The organism is Kocuria tytonicola (assembly GCF_003687455.1).
In the GTDB taxonomy this organism is placed as follows: Bacteria; Actinomycetota; Actinomycetes; order Actinomycetales; family Micrococcaceae; genus Kocuria; species Kocuria tytonicola.
Genome location: NZ_PHOA01000001.1, coordinates 1 through 21,008, shown reverse-complemented (window position 1 = coordinate 21,008; position 21,008 = coordinate 1). Strand labels below are relative to the sequence as shown.

20 protein-coding genes are annotated in these 21,008 nt (G+C 71.7%); 13 read left to right on the top strand and 7 right to left on the bottom strand.

Annotated elements, in window-relative coordinates:
- Positions 1-3: 3 nt before the first annotated feature.
- The 5 genes from CWC38_RS00100 to CWC38_RS00080 all read left to right on the top strand — a co-directional run bounded on the left by CWC38_RS00100 (position 4) and on the right by CWC38_RS00080 (position 4,569).
- Positions 4-708, top strand: a complete 705-nt coding sequence (locus tag CWC38_RS00100) for an urease accessory protein UreF (protein ID WP_121844829.1) — start codon at positions 4-6, stop codon at positions 706-708.
- Positions 709-851: 143 nt separating this feature from the next.
- Positions 852-1,463, top strand: a complete 612-nt coding sequence (ureG, locus tag CWC38_RS00095; RefSeq protein ID WP_121844828.1) for an urease accessory protein UreG — start codon at positions 852-854, stop codon at positions 1,461-1,463.
- Entirely contained in the window at positions 1,456-2,469 is a 1,014-nt protein-coding gene (locus tag CWC38_RS00090) for an urease accessory protein UreD (RefSeq protein WP_121844827.1), read from the top strand. The genes ureG and CWC38_RS00090 overlap by 8 nt, the downstream gene beginning before the upstream one ends.
- 26 nt (positions 2,470-2,495) lie before the next feature.
- On the top strand, positions 2,496-3,623 hold the full coding sequence (locus tag CWC38_RS00085) for a HoxN/HupN/NixA family nickel/cobalt transporter (RefSeq protein WP_121844826.1): 1,128 nt from the start codon (positions 2,496-2,498) through the stop codon (positions 3,621-3,623).
- Position 3,624: 1 nt separating this feature from the next.
- On the top strand, positions 3,625-4,569 hold the full coding sequence (locus CWC38_RS00080) for an urea transporter (protein ID WP_121844825.1): 945 nt from the start codon (positions 3,625-3,627) through the stop codon (positions 4,567-4,569).
- Here the strand turns inward: CWC38_RS00080 and CWC38_RS00075 are convergent.
- Positions 4,505-5,041, bottom strand: coding sequence for a hypothetical protein (locus CWC38_RS00075; RefSeq protein ID WP_121844824.1), 537 nt, complete (start codon positions 5,039-5,041; stop codon positions 4,505-4,507). The genes CWC38_RS00080 and CWC38_RS00075 overlap by 65 nt on opposite strands.
- Before the next feature lie 134 nt (positions 5,042-5,175).
- On the opposite strand from CWC38_RS00075, the gene CWC38_RS00070 reads away from it, so the two are divergent.
- Together CWC38_RS00070 and CWC38_RS00065 are read left to right on the top strand one after the other, a co-directional pair.
- Positions 5,176-6,546 (top strand): NAD-dependent succinate-semialdehyde dehydrogenase, encoded by a 1,371-nt coding sequence (locus CWC38_RS00070; RefSeq protein WP_121844823.1) that lies wholly within the window; start codon positions 5,176-5,178, stop codon positions 6,544-6,546.
- A gap of 155 nt (positions 6,547-6,701) precedes the next feature.
- A complete protein-coding gene (locus tag CWC38_RS00065; protein WP_121844822.1) occupies positions 6,702-7,178 on the top strand; it encodes an ester cyclase in 477 nt (158 codons plus the stop codon).
- Here CWC38_RS00065 and CWC38_RS00060 read toward each other — a convergent pair.
- Positions 7,166-8,110, bottom strand: a complete 945-nt coding sequence (locus CWC38_RS00060) for a DMT family transporter (RefSeq protein WP_165860305.1) — start codon at positions 8,108-8,110, stop codon at positions 7,166-7,168. The two genes, CWC38_RS00065 and CWC38_RS00060, sit on opposite strands and share 13 nt — an antisense overlap.
- A gap of 100 nt (positions 8,111-8,210) precedes the next feature.
- Between CWC38_RS00060 and CWC38_RS00055 the strand changes: the two genes are divergently transcribed.
- The 3 genes from CWC38_RS00055 to CWC38_RS00045 all read left to right on the top strand — a co-directional run bounded on the left by CWC38_RS00055 (position 8,211) and on the right by CWC38_RS00045 (position 11,628).
- Positions 8,211-9,059, top strand: a complete 849-nt coding sequence (locus CWC38_RS00055) for a LysR family transcriptional regulator (RefSeq protein WP_165860304.1) — start codon at positions 8,211-8,213, stop codon at positions 9,057-9,059.
- Between the two features lie 190 nt (positions 9,060-9,249).
- Positions 9,250-9,774: a mycothiol transferase gene (locus CWC38_RS00050; RefSeq protein WP_121844820.1), complete on the top strand. Its 525-nt coding sequence runs from the start codon at positions 9,250-9,252 to the stop codon at positions 9,772-9,774.
- A gap of 168 nt (positions 9,775-9,942) precedes the next feature.
- Positions 9,943-11,628, top strand: a complete 1,686-nt coding sequence (locus tag CWC38_RS00045; protein ID WP_121844819.1) for a M23 family metallopeptidase — start codon at positions 9,943-9,945, stop codon at positions 11,626-11,628.
- A 90-nt stretch (positions 11,629-11,718) separates the two neighbouring features.
- On the opposite strand, the gene CWC38_RS00040 is transcribed toward CWC38_RS00045, so the two are convergent.
- Together CWC38_RS00040 and CWC38_RS00035 are read right to left on the bottom strand one after the other, a co-directional pair.
- Positions 11,719-13,002, bottom strand: coding sequence for a cytochrome P450 (locus CWC38_RS00040; RefSeq protein ID WP_121844818.1), 1,284 nt, complete (start codon positions 13,000-13,002; stop codon positions 11,719-11,721).
- Positions 13,003-13,038: 36 nt separating this feature from the next.
- Positions 13,039-14,262: an MFS transporter gene (locus CWC38_RS00035; RefSeq protein WP_240624956.1), complete on the bottom strand. Its 1,224-nt coding sequence runs from the start codon at positions 14,260-14,262 to the stop codon at positions 13,039-13,041.
- A 124-nt stretch (positions 14,263-14,386) separates the two neighbouring features.
- Here CWC38_RS00035 and CWC38_RS00030 point away from each other — a divergent pair, with 124 nt between their 5' ends.
- From CWC38_RS00030 to CWC38_RS00020, 3 genes are all read left to right on the top strand, one after another.
- Positions 14,387-15,019, top strand: coding sequence for a hypothetical protein (locus CWC38_RS00030; protein ID WP_121844816.1), 633 nt, complete (start codon positions 14,387-14,389; stop codon positions 15,017-15,019).
- A gap of 122 nt (positions 15,020-15,141) precedes the next feature.
- A complete protein-coding gene (locus CWC38_RS00025) occupies positions 15,142-16,182 on the top strand; it encodes a S24/S26 family peptidase (RefSeq protein ID WP_121844815.1) in 1,041 nt (346 codons plus the stop codon).
- On the top strand, positions 16,179-17,090 hold the full coding sequence (locus tag CWC38_RS00020; protein WP_121844814.1) for a LamG domain-containing protein: 912 nt from the start codon (positions 16,179-16,181) through the stop codon (positions 17,088-17,090). Before CWC38_RS00025 ends, CWC38_RS00020 begins: the two co-directional genes overlap by 4 nt.
- Before the next feature lie 134 nt (positions 17,091-17,224).
- Here the strand turns inward: CWC38_RS00020 and CWC38_RS00015 are convergent, their stop codons facing one another.
- The 3 genes from CWC38_RS00015 to CWC38_RS00005 are packed head-to-tail and all read right to left on the bottom strand — an operon-like array spanning position 17,225 to position 20,980.
- Positions 17,225-18,514 (bottom strand): DUF4097 family beta strand repeat-containing protein, encoded by a 1,290-nt coding sequence (locus CWC38_RS00015; RefSeq protein WP_121844813.1) that lies wholly within the window; start codon positions 18,512-18,514, stop codon positions 17,225-17,227.
- A gap of 8 nt (positions 18,515-18,522) precedes the next feature.
- On the bottom strand, positions 18,523-19,179 hold the full coding sequence (locus CWC38_RS00010; RefSeq protein ID WP_121844812.1) for a LuxR C-terminal-related transcriptional regulator: 657 nt from the start codon (positions 19,177-19,179) through the stop codon (positions 18,523-18,525).
- Position 19,180: 1 nt separating this feature from the next.
- The gene (locus CWC38_RS00005; RefSeq protein WP_240624955.1) at positions 19,181-20,980 is read right to left on the bottom strand and encodes a sensor histidine kinase; all 1,800 of its coding nucleotides are present in this window, start codon (positions 20,978-20,980) and stop codon (positions 19,181-19,183) included.
- Positions 20,981-21,008: the final 28 nt, after the last annotated feature.

The following is a 21,008-nucleotide window of genomic DNA, read 5'->3' as shown; positions in this document are numbered from 1 at the left end:
CCGGTGGTGGAACCCTCCCTGTCCGGGGTCCTGGGGCTGATGCAGCTCACGGACTCCGCGCTGCCCACCGGGGCGTTCAGCCACTCCCTGGGCTTCGAGACGTACATGGCCGCGGAGCAGCTGGAGGACGAGGCATCGTTCTCCGCGTGGCTCGAGATGTTCGTGGACCAGCAGCTCACGTTCACGGACGCGCTGGCCATCCGCCTGGTCTACGCGGCGCAGGACTTCGAGCGGATCGAGGACCTGGACGACCTCGTCACGGCGCAGGCCCTTCCCCGCCAGATCCGGGAGGGCGGCATGACCATGGGCCGCCGGTTGCTGAGCATCGGCGCACGCAGCTACCCGGGGGACTGGGTCCGGCGCTACCAGCAGGGCGTGGCCGAGGAGCGCATGCACGGCCACCAGGCCACGGTGTGGGGTGTGCTCGCCCGGGGCCTGGACGTTCCCGAGGACACCGCGGTGGCCTCGCACGTCTACGCCACCGTGATCTCCCTGACCCAGAACGCGGTGCGCGGCATCCCGCTGGGCCAGAACACCGGCCAGGCCGTGATCCGGGCGGCGCAGGACTGGGTGGGGCGCGCCGTCGTCACCTCCCGGGAGCTCGTGGTGGCGGGGATCGCGGAGGAGGTCCTGGGTGCCGTGGCCCCGGGGCTGGAGATCGCGCAGATGAACCACGAACGCCAGCGGGCACGGCTCTTCATGAGCTGAGCGGCCGCCGCGCGGCCCGCGGGGGCGGCACGCCGGCCCGACGACGCCGCGCGGCCCCGCTGCGGGGAACGGTACCGGCTGCGGCGCGCAGCAACGAGCAGCACAGCAACGAACAGCAGAGAACGAGAACGCAGGAGGACAGCATGGATCCCGTCATCATCGGTGTGGGAGGCCCCGTGGGAGCGGGCAAGACGCAGCTCGTGGAGCGCATCACGCGGGCCATGAGCCAGGAGATCTCCATGGCCGCGATCACCAACGACATCTACACGATCGAGGACGCCAAGATCCTCGCGCGCAACTCGGTGCTGCCCGAGGAGCGGATCGTCGGTCTGGAGACCGGCGGCTGCCCGCACACCGCCATCCGCGAGGACACCTCCATGAACGAGGCCGCGATCGAGCAGCTGAAGAGGCGCTTCCCGGACCTGCAGGTGATCTTCGTGGAGTCCGGCGGGGACAACCTCTCCGCCACGTTCAGCCCCGAGCTCGTGGACTTCTCCATCTACGTGATCGACGTGGCCCAGGGCGAGAAGATCCCCCGCAAGGCCGGGCAGGGGATGATCAAGTCGGACCTGTTCATCATCAACAAGACGGACCTGGCACCCCACGTGGGTGCGGACCTGGACGTGATGGCCGCGGACTCCAAGGTCTTCCGCAAGGACAAGCCCTTCGCCTTCACCAACCTCAAGACGGACGAGGGCCTGGAGAAGGTCCAGGAGTGGATCCGCAACGACGTCCTCATGCTCGACCTTGCCTGAGACGCCCGCCACTGCCAACACCACGACGCCGCCCGCCGGCGCGGCGGCGGCGTCGCCCGCCTCGGGGTGGGCCGGACAGCTGCGCTTGACCGTGGCCGCGCGGGGCGGGCGCTCGTACGCCGCCCGCCAGTTCCACGAGGGTGCCCTGCGGGTGCTGCGGCCGCACTACCTGGACCGCTCCGGGCAGGTCACCTACACGGTGGTCAACCCGGGTGGTGCGTACTTCGGTGCGGACTCCTACCTGCTGGACGTGGCCGTGGAGCGGGACGCCTCCCTGGCGCTGACCACCCAGTCCGCGACCAAGGTGTACCGCACCCCGCAGGGCCCGGCATCCCAGGAGATGATCGTGCGGCTCGGGCCGGGGGCCGTGCTCGAGTACGTCCCGGACCAGCTGATCGTGTACCGGGGCGGGTCCTACATCCAGCGCACCCGGGTGGACATGGACCCCACGGCGTCCCTGCTGCTCGCGGAGGTCGTGACGCCCGGCTGGTCCCCGTCCGGGGAGTCGTTCGCGTACGACGAGCTGCGGATGCGCACCGAGGTGCGGGTGCTGCCACCGGGGGCCCCGGCGTCGTCGGCCGCGCCGGAGGGAGCGCCGCCTTCACCGGGAGCGCAGGTCGCGCAGGGGGTGGACCCCGCCGGGCCCGCGGCCGGTGCGCGCCCGCGGCGGCTCGTGGTGGACCAGCTGCGGATCCAGCCGGACGCCCACGGGGACATCACCGGCACGGGCTTCATGGAGGGCCACAGCCACACGGGACAGCTGCTGATCGCGGACGCCCGCCTGACCGACGAGGTGTACGAGCTGCTCACCGCCGCCGTGGACGCCTCCGAGACCCGCTCCGGCATCACCCGCGCCGGGGTGGGGGAGCCGTACGGGGTGCGCTGCGTGTGCGTGCGCTCCCTGGCCCACTCCACGCCGGCCATTGCGGCACTGCACCGTGCCGTGGTGGACCTGCTGCGCGAGCACTGGCGGGGGCAGCCGCCCCTGAACCTGCGCAAGTACTGAGGCGCCCCGCCACTCGAAGGAGAACCGTGTCCACCACGCATCCCACGCTCTACCCCCGCTACGTGACCGAGCGGCACCGCCTGCCGCTGCGCGTGCGGGTGGGCCTCACCCTCTCGGCAGTGGCGGCCCTGCACCTGCTGGCCGCCGGACTGCTGGCGACGGCGCTGGCACCCGGCGCCGAGCCCCTCACCCTGGGCGTGGTGCTCACCGCGTACGCCGCGGGCATGAAGCACAGCTACGACTGGGACCACATCTCCGCGATCGACAACTCCACCCGCAAGTTCGTCTCCGAGGGCATGAACCCCGCGAGCGTGGGCTTCGCGTTCAGCCTGGGCCACTCCCTGGTGGTGACGCTCGCCGGGGTCATGGTGGTGGCGGGGGCGCAGTTCGTGAGCGGGGCCTTCGAGGAGGGCAGCTCCGCGAACCACGTGCTCGGGCTGATCGGCGCCGGGGTCTCCGGGGTGTACCTGCTGGTGCTCGGGCTCTACAACGCGAGCATCTCCGTGGGGCTGCTCCGCACGGCGTCCCGGGGCGGGAGCACGGCGCGGGGCCACCGGCACGCCCTGGACGGCAACTGGGGTCTGGTGTCCCGGCTGCTGCGCAAGCCCCTGCAGCGCGTGCGCCGCCCGCGGGACATCTTCGTGCTGGGGTTCCTCTTCGGCCTGGGGTTCGACACCGCCACGACCATCGGCCTGCTGCTGCTCACCGTCACTGCGTCCCTGGCCGGCGTGCCGGCCGCCGCGCTGATCGGGCTGCCCGTGGCGTTCACCGCGGCCATGACCCTGTGCGACACCCTCAACGGTCTCGGCATGATGAAGCTCTACTCCACCGCACTCACCGAGACCGGCACCCGGATGCGCTTCAACGCGACCGTCACGGTGATCTCCGCGGTCTCCGCCCTGCTCATCGCCGTCATCACGCTCGGCGGGTTCCTCAACGACCTCCTGGGACTCACCGATCCGGTCACGACGGCGCTCGCGGAGGTCGACCTCGGGGACGCCGGGCTCGTGCTGATCGCCGTCTTCGCCCTGGTGTGGCTGTGGTTCTGGCGCGCGACGCGCGGGAGCACCGGGACGACGACGCCGGGTGAGCCGCCGGCGCGGCGCGGCGCCGGGCAGGCTTGCGGGCCGGTGCGAGCGGGCGGGGAGGCCTGAGATGGCGTCTGTTCGCCGCCTGGGCGAGCTGGTGGGCGTCCTCCTGCGGGGCGTCTCGCAGATCTTCTTCATCGACAACCCCTGGGCCGGGGGGCTTCTGCTGGTGGGCATGGGGTGGGTCCATCCGTGGGTCGCGCTGGTCGTGGCGACGGGTGCGCTTGGTCAGACCGTGGGTGCGTGGGCCCTGCTGGGAAAGGACGCGGTGCGCACCGGGATGATGGGCTACAACGGTGCGCTCGTGGGGGCGGCCGCGGCGGCGGCACTGGGCGCGCCCCTGCCCGCACTGCTCATGACGGTGGTGGGCGCGCTCGCGTGCGTTCCCGTGCACGCGATCCTGCAGCGGGTCCTCGGCTGCCGTGCCCTGGAATGGGTGCGGCTGCCGGTGGCCACAGCGCCGTTCTGCCTGGTGGCCGGAGTGCTCTTCGACCTGGTGCTGCCCCTGGTGCACCCGGGAACGACGAGCACCGGGGAGGGTGCCGCCGGCGCCGTGCTGGGGGCGTTCAACAACTTCTCGGAGGTCGTGCTCGCGGACGGGCTGGTTCCGGGTCTGCTGATCCTGGCGGCGCTGTTCGTGGGCGGGGTGCGCACCGGCCTGTTCGGGGTGCTCGGCAGTCTCGTTGCGCTCGCGGGCGCGCTGCTGGTCGGCGACGGCGTCGCGCACGTCTCGTCCGGGCTGCTCGGCTACTCCGCGGTGCTGGTGGCCATCGCGCTGGGTGCAGTGCTCTGGAACGACAAACCGCTCTGGGCCCGGCTCACTGGTGCGGTGGTGGGAGCGGCACTGACCCTGGCCCTGCAGCCGCTGCTCGCCCTGCTTCCCCTGCCGGTGTACACGTGGCCGTTCCTGCTGAGCCTGTGGCTGGTCATGCTAGTGGTTGCCGCGGTCACACGGACACGGCGTGCAGGCGCAGATACGCCCATGCGGACGGCACCCGCGCCCACGCAATGACAGAGATGGCGATGAGACCACCGAGCGGGGACACCCAGTTCAGATCCGGTCGCACCAGCGCTCCGCACGCAATGCCCGCCCAGAGGAACAAGAACGTCATCCCCGCCGCGATTCTGTCGTAGGACACGCGCGCGGCCGTCACCTGGACGGCGGGCTCCGAGGGCAGTGACCCGTGGTGGCGAGCGGAGGCCAGGGCACGCTGCCACCGTGTCTGATCCACGTGGGGGTCCGCCCTGGGCAGACCACGAGACCCAAGCGTGGCAGCCCGGAACATCACGGCCAGGGCGGTCACGATGATCCCCAGGGCCCACCAGTCGCGTCCGGCTTCCCGGGGCACGAACCACGCGAGGAACGGTGTTCCCACGAACTCGAGGACGCAGGCTGGGAGGGCCCGCAGCACGGTTCCGCGCGGACCGGGAAACACGGCGTCGTGGTCGGCCGCGTCGTCGTGGACTGTCCCCGATGTGGTCATGCGCTCAATCTAGAACAACGCGTGTTCAGGGGGCGGGACACGGGTCAAGGCCCGAGAGGCGGGAATCTTCCCCGGTGAGCCCTCGTTAACACGGGTGACCACATGCACGATCGTCCGAGACAGAAGGAAACCTCATGGCCTACCGCACAGAGAATCCAGCCACCGGAGTCGTGGAGCAGGAGTTCACCTCCGCCACGGACGCGGAGATCGCCCGCGCCGTCGAGCGCGCGGACGCAGCCTTCACGTCCTGGCGCGCCACCCCGGTGGAGCAGCGCGCGAAGGCGCTGAGCGCCGTCGCGGATGCGTACGAGACCCGCGGGGACGAGCTCGCCCGCGTGATCAGCACCGAGATGGGCAAGCCGTTCAAGCAGGCACAGGGCGAGGTGGCCCTGTCCTCCGCGATCTACCGCTGGTACGCGGAGCACGGCCCGGCCCTCATGGAGGAGGAGACCCTGGACGTGGGCGACAGCGCCAAGTCCGTGGTGGTCACCGAGCCCGTGGGTGTGCTCGTGGGCGTCATGCCGTGGAACTTCCCGCAGTACCAGGTGGCCCGTTTCGCGGCGCCGAACCTGATGCTGGGCAACACGGTGCTGCTCAAGCACGCCTCCATCTGCGCCCGCACGGGTGAGCTGATCGAGGAGATCCTGCACGCCGCAGGCATCCCCGAGGACGCCTACATCAACCTGTTCGCGAGCACGGACCAGATCACGGACATCATCGCGGACCCCCGCGTGCGCGGTGTCTCGCTGACCGGCAGCGAGGGCGCGGGCAAGGCCGTTGCCGTCACCGCCGCCCAGAACCTCAAGAAGAGCGTGCTGGAGCTCGGTGGCTCCGACCCGCTGATCGTGCTCGACGACGTGGACGTGGCCAAGACCGCCAAGACCGTGGCGACCACCCGCATGCGCAACGCGGGCCAGGCCTGCAACTCGCCCAAGCGCATCCTGGTGCCCTCGTCCATGGTCGACGAGTTCGTGGCCAAGGTCGTGGAGACCGTCGAGGGCATGAAGGTGGGCGACCCCCTGGCCGAGGACACCAAGATCGGCCCGCTGTCCTCCACCGAGGGCCGCGACGACGCCGTGGCCCAGGTGCAGCGCGCCGTGGAGCAGGGCGCCACCCTGCACACCGGCGGCAAGGCCCTGGAGCAGGACGGCGCGTGGATGTCCCCGGCCGTCCTGACCGGTGTCACCCGGGAGATGGACGCCTACAAGGAGGAGATCTTCGGCCCCGTGGCCGTGGTCTACTCCTACGACTCGGTGGACGAGGCCGTGGAGATCGCCAACGACTCCGACTTCGGCCTGTCCGGTTCCGTGTGGAGCGCGGACGCCGCGAAGGCCGAGGAGGTCGCGCGCCGGCTCGAGGTGGGCATGACCTACGTCAACGAGCACGGCACCACCATGCCGGGCCTGCCGTTCGGCGGCGTGCGCCGCTCCGGCTACGGCCGCGAGCTGGGCCGCTGGGGCTTCGACGAGTTCTCCAACACCAAGCTGGTGCGCGTGGCGGGCTGACCCCGCACGCACCACCACACGGGTGCCCGGGGTCGCGTGCTCGCACGCGGTCCCGGGCACCTGCCCTGTCGGACGACGACGCCGCGGCGCCACCGACCGCACGACACCAGCAGCCGCGGGGCCCCGCCCCGCCACGCGAAGAGAAGGAGCATCCCATGGCGGATCTGAAGAACCTCACCGAGCAGGAGCAGACCAACCTGGAGCTGGCCAAGGAGTACATGCGCATCGCCTACACCCCGGGTGAGGCCAGCGCCGACGCCGTGGCGCACCTGTGCGCTCCCGGCAACAGGTTCGTGGGACCCACCACGTTCCCGGGCACCGAGACGCTGGAGCAGTACGCGGACGTCCACGGCGAGCTCATGACCAAACTGGACGACCTGCACTTCGCGAGCTTCGACGTGGAGTTCGTGAAGGACGACCGCGTGGCCCTGCGCTACACCGCCCAGGGCACTCACAAGGGCGCCCCGCACGGCGACATCCAGCCCACCGGCCGCCAGGCCACCTGGACCGCGTGCGCGCTGTTCCGCGCGAAGGACGGCAAGCTCACGGAGTTCGTCAAGGAGTGGAACAAGCTGCCCATGTGGGAGCAGCTGGGCTGGCCCATCGAGGAGTGCCTGACCTACAACGACTGAGACGGTCGCGACGCCCGGTGCGTCGCGGACCCTGCGGCGGGGTCGCGGCCGGTGCGTGGCGCGCCGGTCGCGGCCCCGCGGCGTCGTCGGCCCCGTTCGAAGACGAAGAGCGCGCAGATCACCACGGCCATGCCCGCCAGGGTGACGCCGTGGAGGGACTGTCCGCGCACCATCCAGTCCAGCACGGCGGTCACGGCCGGGACCAGGAACTGCACGCTGGTCACCGTCACCACGTCCACGCGGCGCACGAGCCAGTAGAGCAGGCCGGTGGCGGCAACACCCACCACGGCGCCCATCCACAGCACCGGGCCGATCGTGGCCGGGGCCAGCGGTGGCAGAGCGGGGCGCAGCACCAGGGCCGCCAGCAGGAACACGGGAACGGCGGTGGTGCTCTGCAGGGCCAGGTTCGCGAGGACGCCCACGCGGGTGCTGCGCGCCTGCACCAGGGTGGCCGCGGTCAGGGCCAGCAGGGCGCCTGCGGCGGCGACCACGCCCCCCAGGGTGGAGTCCGCCCCCGAGAACTCGGGGGAGCACGCCAGGACCAGACCGCCGAGTCCCAGCAGGATGCCAGCCCAGGCCAGCAGGCCGCGCTGCCCCGTGACCACGGCGGTCAGCAGCGGCTGGCACGCCACCACCAGGGACAGCAGCCCCGGGGCGATCCCCGCGGCGAGTGAGCCGAAGAACAGCCCCTGGTACAGCACGTGCATGAGCAGCCCGGTGACGAGCACGGCACCCCACTGTCCACGCGTGCGGGGCAGGGGAGAGCGCACGAACGCCCACAGCAGCCACGCGATCCCCGCGGTGACCACGGCGCGCAGCAGCAGGAACACCGCGGGGTCCAGCCGGGTGAGCCCGAGGGCCGTGGCCACCGCTCCGCTGGACCACAGCAGCAGGAACAGCCCCAGGGCCACGGTGTTGCGGGGTCCGGTCACGGCAGTTCCTCCGGGTGTGGGTGGCGGTGGTCGGTCCAGCGTCCCGCGGCGGGAACGTCCCGGGAAGACCTCCCCGTGCGCACCGCTATACGCTGGGCGCATGACTCTGGAGCTGCGGCACGTGCGGATGTTCGCGGCGCTGGCCGCGGCGCCGTCGTTGTCGGGCGCGGCGCGCGCACTGGGGACCACCCAGCCCACGGCGTCACGCATGCTGCGGGAGATCGAGGCGGCCGTGGGGGTGCGGCTGGTGGAGCGCGGGCCGCACGGCGCGGTGCTCACGGCGGATGGCGAGGAGTTCGCGCGGCGCTGCGTGCAGGTCCAGGAGTCCTTCGACGCGCTCGTGGACCCCGCGCGCTGGCGCTCGTGGCCTGTGACGGTCGCCTACGCGTGGGCCGGACTGGAAGCGGCGTTCTCGGGTGCTGTGCGCTCGTGGAACGCCGCGCACCCCGACGCCCCGTGCCGCCTGGAACAGGTCCCCGCGCCCGACGCCGCCGTGGCCGGGGGCGCGGCCGACGTCGCCGTGGTGCGCGGTCCCGTCACGGCGCCCGGGGTGCGGAGCAGGGTGCTGTACCGGGAGGACCGGGTGGTCGTGCACTCGGGGGACAGCGCCCTGCACGAGAAGCCACGCGTGACGGCGGAGGACCTGCGGGGCGGCCACGCGGTGGTGAACGTGGACGGTGGCACCACCACCGCGCAGTGGGTGCAGGCGCTGCATCCCGCCGAGGTGGTGCCCGTGCACGGAGTGGATGAGTGGATCGTCGCGATCGCCGCGGACCCGCGCCGCTACGGGATCACCCCGGAGTCGACCATGCGCTACTACAACCACCCGTCCCTGGTGGTCCGTCCCGCCGCGGGGTTGGACCCCGTTCCGGTGCACGTGGTGTGGCGGGCGCAGGAGCGCTCCTCGGAGGTGGCGGAGTTCGTGCGGCTGGTGCTGAAGAGTGCGTGATGCCCGGGCACCGGGCATCACGGGCTCCCGGTCATGGTTCCGCCACGGTGCCCCGCCGCGCCCCTCCGAGCTCAGGGTTTCGGTGCCTCGCCACGGTGCAGACACACGCCCGGGCGCCGCCCCGGGCTCTTCACGACGGCCGTACAGTGGGAGGCAGATCACACGGAACCGGCGCGGAATCAGGTGGACCATGAGTGCTCAGGAACTGTTGGCGGACGCGGCACGGCGTCCCGTGGAGGCGGCCGAGGCCGCGGTGGAGAACGTCTCCGCGGAGGTCTTGAACCGCATGCCGGAGAACACGCACAACTCCATGTCCTGGCTGCTGTGGCACGCCGCGCGGCAGCAGGACGTGCAGATCGCTCAGCTGTGCGACGCGGAGCAGGTCTGGACCGCCGAGGGCTGGAGCGGCTCCTTCGGCCTGGACCGCGCGGCCGAGGACTTCGGCTTCGGGGACCGGCCCGAGGACGTCGCCCGGGTGCGCCTCTCGGACCCCGGGCTGCTCGTGGGCTACCTCCGCGCGGTCTGCTGCGCCACCGCCCAGTACCTCCGGAGCCTCTCGGACGAGGAGCTGGACGAGGTCGTGGACGACTCCTGGGACCCGCCCGTCACCCGGGGTGCGCGGATCGTCTCCACGATCGACGACGCCGCCCAGCACGTGGGCCAGGCGGCCTACGTCCGCGGGCTCGTGGACGAGGACTGGACCGGGCGCTACTGACACGTTCCGGATTCCTGTTCATGAAACGACATGGAAACCCGCAGTTCACCTAGACTGGGTCTACTGACTATCGGCCCCAGGGCTCACGGTGCCGACGTCCATTCCGGGAGACACGATCAACCTATGGCTCGCTCACGCGCACGTTCCACCCCCGCCAGGAAGCCGTCCATGGCTCTCATGGCGTTCACCTCCTTCCCCCTGCTGGTCGCGGGGAGCGTGGCGCTGAGCAACGGCACCGAGGTGGCCCCCTGGCAGCCCGCCATGGCGCAGGACCCCCAGGGGCCCCAGCGTTCCGCGCACTCCGGCCGGGCCGACGACGCCGCGCAGCCGGTTGCCCCCTCGCTCTTCGCCGCCACGCCGGACCACGCCGCCATCTCCGCCGCCCAGGACACGTCGCTGGTGTCCCTCAGCAACAAGACGGCTGTTGCGAACGGCAGCAGCGGTGCAGGGGGAGCGGCCTTTCCCCCCGTGAGCTCGGCCGAGCACGCACCGCCCATCTTCGACGGCGAGCTCCCCGTCAACACGCTGATCGCGCCCGCCCAGCCGGTGATCGTGCTCAAGGGCGGGGAGTTCGGCTGGCGCACCGCCCCGGACGACGGCCGGCACGAGCTGCACAACGGCACGGACATCTCCGCCCCGGAGGGGTCACCGGTGGTGGCCGCCATGGACGGCACTGTGACCGCCGTGTTCTGGGACGTGTGGGGCGGCAACCGTGTGGAGGTCTCCCACGCCAACGGCATGAAGACCACCTACAACCACATGAGCAAGGTCATGGTCCGGGTGGGGGACCACCTCAAGGCGTCCGAGCAGCTGGGCGCCGTGGGGCACACGGGCCTGCGCGTGACCGGACCTCACCTGCACTTCGAGACGTGGGTCAACGGCAAGGTGGTGGATCCGCAGTCCTTCGACTGGAAGGTCGGGGAGAAGATCATCCCGGCATCCCGTCCGGCCTACTCCAACGCGGACCAGGCCGGTGCGGCGCAGCCCCCGGCAGCGACCAGGCCCGGCACGGACGGCGGTCACGCCCCCAAGAAGGCACCCGCCAAGTCCCAGGACCAGATCAGGGCCCTGGGGCAGAAGACGGCACCGGCGAAGGAGACCTCCAAGGGGCAGAAGAAGGCGCCTGCCAAGAAGCCCGCGACCACACCGTCGCAGGGTTCGGGTAACGGGCGAACCGTGGCTGACGGGAGCGGGAAGCAGCCCCCGAAGACCGGTGCTCCGAGCAAGCCCCACCCCCCGGTGGTTCACCCTCCCAAGACCCCGACCGTTCCCAGGCCCTCCGCCGGTAAGCCGGACGATGGTGCAAAACCTGGGCCGGTCCCCCAGCCCAAACGGCCGGTCAAAGACAAGCCACCGGTAACCCCTCCAGAGCCCAAGCCCGTGGATCCGCGGGTGGCTCCCATCAACAGCCTGGGCACCAAGATGCAGCTGCAGCAGCGGACCCAGGCTACGGTGGGCGCGCACCTGGCGCTGCCCGAGAAGCAGCAGGTTGAGGCCTACAGGGTTGGCTCCCCCCTGGACGTGGAGCTCAAGGCTCTCCTTGCCCAGGGGAGCACGCTCAAGGTGCCCACCACTGACCCCTACATGGTGAAGCTGCTCGCGGCGAGCAACGCGGTGACGGCGGCGTCGCCTCCGCCCGGGAGCACGAAGCCCGTGAACTCCGCGCTCACCAAGGCCGCGACGGATGCCCTGGCGGCACTGCGGGCCGAGGCGCTCAGGGCACCTGTCTACCGCCCTGCCGCTGCGACGGTTCCGGGCGCCGCGACGAACCCCGGGGCTGCTGCACCCGGGGCGGCCGCGCCCGCAGCCCCTGCCGCCCCCGGAGCCGGCGCCCCTGCGGCTCCCGTGAAGTAGCCACAGGAGTCACCCACAGAAGCCCCTCAGACACCGCGGGCCCCGCACAGCGCATCGTCACCGTGCGGGGCCCGCGGTCGTGCGGGGGCGTCAGGCGCGGCGCACCCGCACCCCGGTGCTCGGGCGGGTCAGCATGTGGGTCCAGGAGAAGGTGAGGTCGTCCTGGTCGCTGGGCAGCTGCACCTCCGGACGGCACAGGGCCACCACGGCGGCGGAGAGGGACGTGACCGCGATCTTCTCGCCGGGGCAGCGGTGACCCGTGCGCACGTCCGCGCCGCCCTGGGGGATGAACGTGGGGATCGCCTCGGCGTCCTCCACCCCCAGGAACCGCTCGGCGTCGAACGTGGCCGCCCGGTCCCAGGACGCCGGGTCCGTGTTGGTCCCCAGGATGTCCAGGACCACGCGCTCGCCCTTGTGCACGGGGCAGCCCTGGATCTCGGTGTCCTGGGTGACCTCGGCGGGGAGCATGGGCACGAACGGGTACACGCGGCGGACCTCCTGCGCGAAGGCCACGGCCTCGGGCACGTCCAGCAGGGTGCCGCCGCGCTGCTCGGACGCCGCGCGGATGCGCTCCACCCACTCGGGGTGCTCCACGAGCGCGGTGGCGGCGAACGCCGCGAAGCGGGCCACGGCCACGTTCGGGCGGGTGAGGTTCTGCAGCTCGATGCCCGCGGTCTTGGCGTCCACCAGCTTGCCGTTCTCGTCCACGAGCCCGGCCATGTGGGCGAGCACCGAGTCCTCGGGCGCGGCGACCTTCCCCGAGCGCACGTCCTTGATGAGCGCGGCGAAACGGCGGTCCAGGGCGATCCGGTCCAGCCGGGAGACCAGGTGGTTGGCGGGACGCCCGAAGGTGTCCAGCAGGCGGCTCATGCGGTGGGCCCAGCGGTCCATCTCCGGCACGCCCCACTGGATCCCGGCCCAGCGGAAGGACGCGCGGCCGAAGGCGATGGCGGTGCTGTCGTAGACGGTGTCGCCGTCCTTCCACCGCTTCACGAGGTCCTCGAGCTCCTGCGCCACGTACGGCTTGTACGCGGCCACGCGTTCGTCCTCGTACGCCATGTCCGCGAGCTGGTTCTTGCGCACCCGGTGGGCCTCGCCGTCCAGGCCGTGCACGGCGCCCGCCCCGAAGAGCGGGCCCTGCACGACGCCGGGCATGGCGCCCTCGCGCTGCACACGGGACGTGTCGTAGAAGAGCTTGACGCCCTCCTCGCCGCGGACCAGGACGGTCTGCTTGCCCAGCAGCGGCATGCGCACGGGGCAACCCGAGTCCGCGGACAGGCCCGCGCGGCGTCGTGCGCGGGAGGCGAAGAGGTAACCGGAGCGCAGCAGGGAGAGGCCCTGCTCGGAACGTGTCTGGCCGAACTGTGAAGTCATGCCTCCAGTATGGGGCCGGGAGCTGACGGGCTGCGCTCAGGAACGGCCGCGCACCCGCAGTGCGCCCGCGAAGAGGAACGCCAGCACGCCCATGAAGGGGAAGACGAACAGCGCGGTGCGCAGCCCCACGGCGTCGGCGAAGAGACCCACGAGGGGCGGGGAGATCACGAAGACGATGCGCATGCACCAGCTCACGAGCGTGAGCCCGGTGCCCGGTTTCAGACCCGGTGCGCGGTCCGCGGCGGCGTACGCGGTGGGGACCATGGTGGCGCAGCCGAAGCCCGCGAGCGCGAAGCCCGCCAGAGCCACCCAGGGGGCGGGGACCAGGGCCACGGCGCCGAGTCCCACGAGGATCAGCACGCCGCCGATGCGGGTGACCAGCACCGCGCCGAGGGCGTCGATGAGCCGGTCGCCCAGGATGCGGCCCACGAACTGCGCCCCCACGAGGCTCACGTACCCCAGGCCCACCATGCCCACGGGGGCGGAGAGGACGTCCCGGAGGTAGACGGCGGACCAGTTGGACCCCACGTCCTCCACGAGCACCCCGGACATGGCGATCACGGCAATGGGCAGCAGGGCGAGCAGCGCGGCACCGGTGCCGCGCGGGAGGCGGGGGAGCCCGGCGGTGTCCAGGGGGACGCTCTCGGCCTGGGCTGCGGCGTGGGAGTCGGGGTCGTCCGGCACGGCCCAGCGCATGGCCAGCACGGCGACCGCGGAGAACAGCACCGCGCTGGTGAGGAAGTGCCACACGAATGGCACGTGCAGGGCCGCGGCGCCCGTGCCCATGAGCCCGCCGATCACGGCACCCACGCTCCACAGGGCGTGCATGGAGTTGATCATGGAGGTCCCGGCCAGCCGCTGCACCCGCAGCCCCTGGGCGTTCTGGGCGGTGTCCACCACGGCGTCCAGCACCCCGGCGAGGAAGAGCCCCGCGCCGAACACCGCCAGCACCGGTACGGATCCGGCCACGCACACCGCGGTGGCCAGCAGCACGGATCCCACGGCCGCGGTCCGGGCGGTCCCGAAGCGCCGCAGGATGGGCGCGGGCAACGGCCCGGCCACCACGCCGCCGATCGGAAACGCGATCAGTGCCAGCCCGTACATCGCGTTGGAGAGCTCGAACATGTCCTTGATCTCCGGCAGCCGCGGCAGCAGGTTCGAGAAGATCGCGCCGTTCGTGAGGAACAGCAGGGACGCGGCGATCCGCGCGCGGGTGATGCGCGCGGGGTCCATGGAGGGGGAGGCGGCGGGGACAGACACGTCCCCAGGCTACGGGCCGGACCGTGAACGCCCGAAAAGGTGTATGCAGACGTATTTACTTTGGGTAGGTAAGGCGCTACGCTTCAGATGTTACTAATGCAAAATCATGAGAGAAGCCCGGAACATGACCGCTGAGTCCACCCCCCAACGTAAGAAGTCCATCGCGTGGCTCGTGCCGGCAACCCTGGGCGCCGGTGCGCTGGTCCTCAGCCTGGTCACGGGCTCGCTGGGCGCGTACACCGCGTCGATCAAGAACGACAACAACACCGCCGGCGCCGGCGGGTTGACCATGCAGGAGACCGGGCCCGGTGCGGACGGCACGAACGTGACGTGCGACAGCTCCGAGGGGACCAACAACGTTGCCACGTGCGCCACCATCAACAAGTACGGCGGCAAGACCACGATGGCCCCCGGGGACGTCTCCACGGTCAACATCACCCTGAAGAACACCGGCAGCATCGCGGCCAAGGCCGCCACGCTGACCCCGGGGGCCTGCACGCAGACTCCCGCCGTGGCTGCCGGCAAGGGCGACCTGTGCGGCCTCATGAACGTGGTCATCACTCAGGACGGCACCGAGATCTTCAGGGGCACGGCCAAGGAGCTCGCGGCCAAGTCGAACTCCCCGATCACGCTCACTGCACCCGCGGCCGGAGCGTCGAACGCGTACAAGATCACCACCACGCTGCCCGTCTCCGCGGACAACACCTACGCGGGAGTTACCATCTCCCAGCCCCTGACCTGGACGTACACCGCCTGATCCCCTGAGCACCTCTGCAGACGCCGGCGCCGGTCGCCGGCGTTTGCCGTTGCCACCGATCAGCGACGTCGCCGTCACCCCGCCCACCGGCCGGGTGACGGCGTGACCACGGAAAGGCCCCCATGTCGTCACCTCTTCCCCGGGACGAGCCGGACGCGGATGCCCCGCGCACGGAACCGCTGGCCGTCGTCGACCCCGAGGAACGGTCCCCCGGGGTCGGCGACGACGTTGCGGCACATTCCGAGGCGGGGGCCGAGGGCGTCCCCGGGCCCGAGGACGACACGGCGGAGGACGGTGACGACGCCGCGCAGCCCCGCGGCGGACGCACGGCACGGATCATCGGGTGGGTGGGCGCCGTCGTGCTGAGCCTGTTCGTGGTCCTGTGCGTGGTGCTGGGGCTGGGCGGGTACCGCGCGTACATCATGGAGACCGCGTCCATGGGCACCTCCGCGCCGGTGGGATCCCTGGTGGTGACCCAGCCCGCCGAGGTGGCGGAGCTGCACGCCGGGGACATCGTGACCGTGGCGCCGTCCACGGGCGGAACCACCCACACGCACCGGGTGGTCTCGGTGGACGGGGCCTCCGCCCAGACCCAGGGCGACCTCAATGGCACGCCGGACCCCGAACGGGTGGTGCAGGGCAACCTGGAGGGCCGCGCTGTCGTCGTCGCACCGGTCATGGGGTGGGTCACCAAGATGCTGCCCATCGTGCTGGTGGTGCTGCTGGTGAGCATGCTGCTGACCGTGCGCGTGCGCGATCCACGGGCGAAGTTCCGGTACCGCGCGCTGGGGCTGTTCTGCGGGGTGGCACTGTCCGTGGTGATCGTCCAGCCGCTGCTGGGGGTCCAGCTGCTGAGCATGAAGACGGACCAGGACGCGGACGGCCCGTTCGCCGAGGCCCACGTGGTCAGCACCGGCATCTTCCCGGTGAGCGTTGCACCGGCGGAGGACCGCGGCACGGCCACGGACGTCCTCGCGCCCACGGGTGCGGACGGGATGGCCCGGGCGGACGAACCCTCCGACGGCGGCAAGTTCACGTTCTACCCGCGGGTGGAGCTGACCCCGGGGTGGTGGCTGGGCGCGGTGCTGTACTGCGCAAGCCCGTTCGTGCTCTTCGGGATCCACCAGCGCGTCACGCGCCAGAAGGAGGAGGTCCCCGCATGAGCGAGTCCTCATCGCAGAGCATGCGGAAGCAGAGCCCCGAGCAGCGTGCTCGGCTGCTGCGGGTGGCCCTCGGGCTGCTGGTGACGGTGGCCCTGGTGGTCATCCCCCTGGTCACCCCCGGCACCCTGGGGCGGTTCACCGCGGCGGTCAACAACACGGCCAACTCGGGCACCGTCATGCCGTTCTTCTCGTGCCGCGAGGCGCTGACCAAGGAGACGGGGCGGGTCTTCGCCTACCAGTTCAACGAGACCAGGCCCACGAACCTGGTGGATGGCAGCAACAGCAGCACCGCCTCCTCCTACGTGACGCCCAGGAACACGGCCACGGCGTGCAAGCACGACACCGTGGGCTACCTGGAGTTCGCCGGGAACACGAAAAGCCCCTCAATCGTGCGCAACACCACGTCCGTGACCCCGCCGCAGACGTACACGCAGGAGCTGTGGTTCCAGTCCACGGGTACACAGGGCAACCTCATGGCCCTGACGAACAACGACACGTATCCCCAGGAACTGAAGTTCGACCGCGAGCTCTACGTGGGTGCCTCCGGCAAGCTGAACATGAGCAACTACGTCTCGGCCACCGGCGGATTCGAGCGTGTCCAGAGCCCAGCGACCGTGGCGGACGGCAAGTGGCACCACGTGGTTGCCACGCGGGATCCCGCCGCCGGTTTCGCCTCGGTCTACCTGGACGGTGTGCTCGTGGGCAGCACCCCTGCCACCGGAACGCTGGAGACGTATTCCCCTGCCCGCTGGCGGATCGGGTGCGCCCGCGTGGACTCCTGGCCGGACGCCCCCGCCAAGTCGGCGGAGTGCTTCAAGGGCAACATCGGCTTCGCGGCGGTCTACAACCGCGGCTTCACCCAGCAGGACGTCACCAACCACTACAAGGCGGGGGTCTGGGGCCCGTAGCAGGCGGGGGCCGGTCCACGTTCCCGGCTGCGCCCGTACCCGGCGGGTCTCTCAACGGACAAAAGCCCCGCGGCCGCCTGGTCTGCGGTGCCGCGGGGCACCCGCCCGGAGCCCGTACGCCCCGGACGGGAGTTCTAGTTCTCGCGAGCCGGTGAACCGGACTCGGACAGGTCTTGCTCCGGCTGGTCGTCGCGGTCCTGCCTGGTGCCGGGGGAGCGCCAGCCGTCGTGCCACGCGTTCATCCACCCGGAGTCCTTCACGCTCATGGGCGTGCCCTGGAGGTAGAGGCAGGGCCTGTCGCGCGGCGCGGCCTTGCACACGGTGTCCGCGTCGTGGCCGCGCCCTGTCTCTTCCACGGCCCCGTGCGTCGTCGACGACGTCGCCCGCGGCCTCTCCGACGCAACAGAGCTCGACGACGCGCTGGGGCTCGCGGGCGTACCCCCGCCCGACGTCGCCCGCGGCGTGGCCGAGGTGGACGGCTCCGCCGTCGCGAACAGGGACGGGGTGCTGACCTCGGAGGGCAGGGGGCTGTAGTCGTACGTCCCGTAGTACTCCAGGGACGAGTCGTCCGTGGGATCCGACGGGTCCGAGCCGACCGGGTCCGTGGTCGCCGGGTGCCGCGGATCGGTGAAGTCCTTCTGGCTGCCCTGCGGGTACCAGTAGTCCGCGGTGGGCATGGTCACGCCGTAGTAGCCGGAGCCCCCCGTGATGGAGGCGCGCTTCGGGGAGGTGCCCTGGGTGTCCACGAGCACCATGCCGTTGTCCGTGTGGGCGTCCAGCCGGTTGCTCACGTGCACGCCGTCCAGCAGCACCCGCCCGTTCGTGGATCGGGCGTCCACCGTGGCGGCCTCCAGGTCGTTGGCCTCCACCGAACCGGTGTCCGTGCTGGCGACGACGTCCTTGAACGTGCCCTCCACGGAGAGCGCGTCAGTGGTGCCCTGAAGATCCAGGGAGACCGGCGCGGAGTCCTCGGGGACGGTGACGGAGACGCTGCGGTTCGAGGACCCTCCCAGACCCCAGCCGTTGGCTGCGGCGCCCAGGTCGAGGGACAGCGCGCCGTCGTGCAGGGAAGGGGAGGGCGCGCGGTCCGGGATGTTGATTCCGGCCTCGGACCACAGCACCTGCACGCGGTCCGCGGTGGCGCTGGTGTGGACGTAGACGGCGGCGTCGGCCGCGTCCACATGGATGCTCTTGACGGCGGCGGGCGCGGTCCAGGACCCGTTGTGATCCTGCGTCAGGGCGAGTGCGCCGGTGACGCCCGCGCCGCCGACCAGCAGGCCGATCGCGGCCACGCCGCCCACCACGGCGGTGGCGGTGTTCCACGCGCGGCGCTCGCCGCGGGGGAGGGGACGGTCCTGACGGGGGTCCTGCGCGGGCAGGGAACCGGAATCCGGGGTGGCCGGGGAGGGAGTGTGAGTGCTCATGTCGTGTCCTAGAGGGAGTGGTCCGAGTAGCCGAGGTACTTGAGAACGGCCAGAACCCTGCGGTTGCCGGTCTCCGAGGTGACGCCGAGCTTGGCGAAGATTGAGCCGATGTGCTTCTCCACGGCCGACTCGGTGAGGTACAGGTTCGCGGCGATGGACGCGTTGGACAGTCCCTGCGCCATGAGCCCCAGCACCTCGCGCTCGCGCGGGGTCAGCAGCTCCAGGTCCTCACGACGCCGCGAGCGCACCAGGATCTGCGTGAGCACCTCCGGGTCCAGCACGGTGCCGCCGGAGCCGACGGTCTGCACGGACTCGAGAAACTGCTCCACGTCCGCCACGCGGTCCTTGAGAAGGTAGCCCAGGCCCTCGCGGCGCGAGGCGATCAGTTCGGACGCGTAGCGCTCCTCCACGTACTGCGAGAGCACGAGGACAGCCACGTCCGGGTGGGCGGAGCGGATCAGCACGGCGGCGCGGATCCCCTCGTCGCTGAACGAGGGCGGCAGCCGCACGTCCACCAGGGCGAAGTCCGGGCGGTGCTCCTCCACGGCCTTCACGAGCCCCTCGGCGGTATCCGTCTCCGCGACGACGTCGTGCCCCGCGTCTGTGAGCAGGCGCACCAGTCCGGCGCGCAGCAGGACGGCGTCCTCGGCGATCACGATGCGCATCTCAGTTCTCCTCTCCGGTGCTGCCGAGCGGCAGCTCCACGATCACCTCGGTGGGCCCGCCCGCGGGGGAGTTCACGAAGAACCTGCCCCCGGCGGAGCGGATCCGGTCCCGGATGCCGGAGAGGCCACCGCCCGGAACCACCTGGGCACCGCCGCGGCCGGAGTCGCGGACCCCCGCCACCACCACGCGGGTTCCAGGAGCCGGGCCGTCCTGCACGGACACGGCCACGTCCGCGGAGCGCGCACCGGAGTGCTTGACCGCATTGGTGAGGCTCTCCGAGACCGCGAAGTAGACGGCGGCCTCCGTGCGCGGGTCCAGGCGCGGCACGGTCACGGCAACGTCCACGGGGAACGGGGCCTGCGCCGCGACGGCGGAGAGGGCGGCGTCGAGCCCCCGGTCCTCCAGCACCGCGGGGTGGAAGCCGCGGGCGAGCCGACGCAGCTCGGTGATCGCGGCCTTGGTGGTGCCGTGGGCCTCCGCCACGAGCTCCTTCGCGGCCGCGGGGTCCGTGTCGATCTTGGACTTCGCCATCGAGAGGTTCATGGCCACCGAGACCAGCTGGGGCTGGACGCCGTCGTGCAGGTCCCGCTCGATGCGGGAGCGCTCAGTCTCCGCGCCGCGCACCGCAGACTCCTTCGCGGCGGACTCGTACTCCGCGCGGCGCTCGGACTCCATGGCCTCGCGGCGCAGCCGGGCGGCCTCGCTCTGGCGCAGCAGCCCCGCGGAGAGACCGCGGTGGGCCAGCGTCAGCAGCACGCCCAGCAGGATGCCGAGCACCACCGCGAGCACCGAGCCCGCGACCAGGGCCCACGGGGGAACGTCGCCGGCCTGATCCATGAGTGTGCGCACCACGGAGTCCGCCGGCATGTACAGCGGCGTGGTGGCGGCGGCGATCCCGGCCCCGGCCACTACGAACGGCACCAGCATGAGCCAGCCCAGCAGGCACGTGATCGTCAGGTGCAGCATCCCCAGCCACAGGGAGCCGTCGCTGGCGTCCAACCAGATCTGGTGGGGGATCCGCACCCAGTCCGTGCGCGGTGTGCGGCGCCGCTGGGGGTCGCGGATGTCCAGACCGAACGACGACGCCGAGCGCCGCCGTTCCAGCCACACCGCCGCCACCATCACGTAGACCGTGGCGGCCAGCACCAGCACGCCCAGACCGAGCGCCGGGACGGTGGTCACACCGGCCACGAGCAGTGCACCGATCAGGCACAGCAGCGCCGTGTTGAGCGCCGCGTCCACCACGAGGTCCAGGGCACCGAAGAACAGGGTCTTGGGGGAGAGCATGCGCCACTCGCGGATCGCGGGCACGTGCCCGCCGGGCGGCACATTTTCTCCGGTCGGCGCCTGGCCGAGGCCGTCGGCGTCGTCGCCCCCGGTCACGGGGCGGCTCGCGCGGTCCGCGGGGCGAACGCCGCCCCGGTCTGCCAGACCTTCCGGGCGGCCCACGGGAGGCAGGGCGCGGTGCTCCACGGCGTCCTCGCGGGAGAGCACGCGGGTGGAGCCCACCGACGGGAGATCCGTGGTGGCCTGGCCCTTCGCGGTGGCGGCGGAGTGCGCGGCCTGATCGGCCTGCGCAACCTGATCGGCTTGCGCGGTGGCCCGGGGCGTGGTCTCGGCAGTGGAGCGCGCACCCCGTGCGCCGGAAACGTCCCGAGAGTCGGCGTATGGCTCGGCGGTGGCGGTCACCGACTCGGCCGCCGTCTCCGCAGGCGGCAGCGGCCGGGTGCCGTCCGAGGCCGGGGGAAGGGGTTCGGTGGCGTCCCACGGCGGGGTGGGTCGCGAGGCTGGTGTGCTCATGGCCTCCACGCTACGGACACCCCACCCG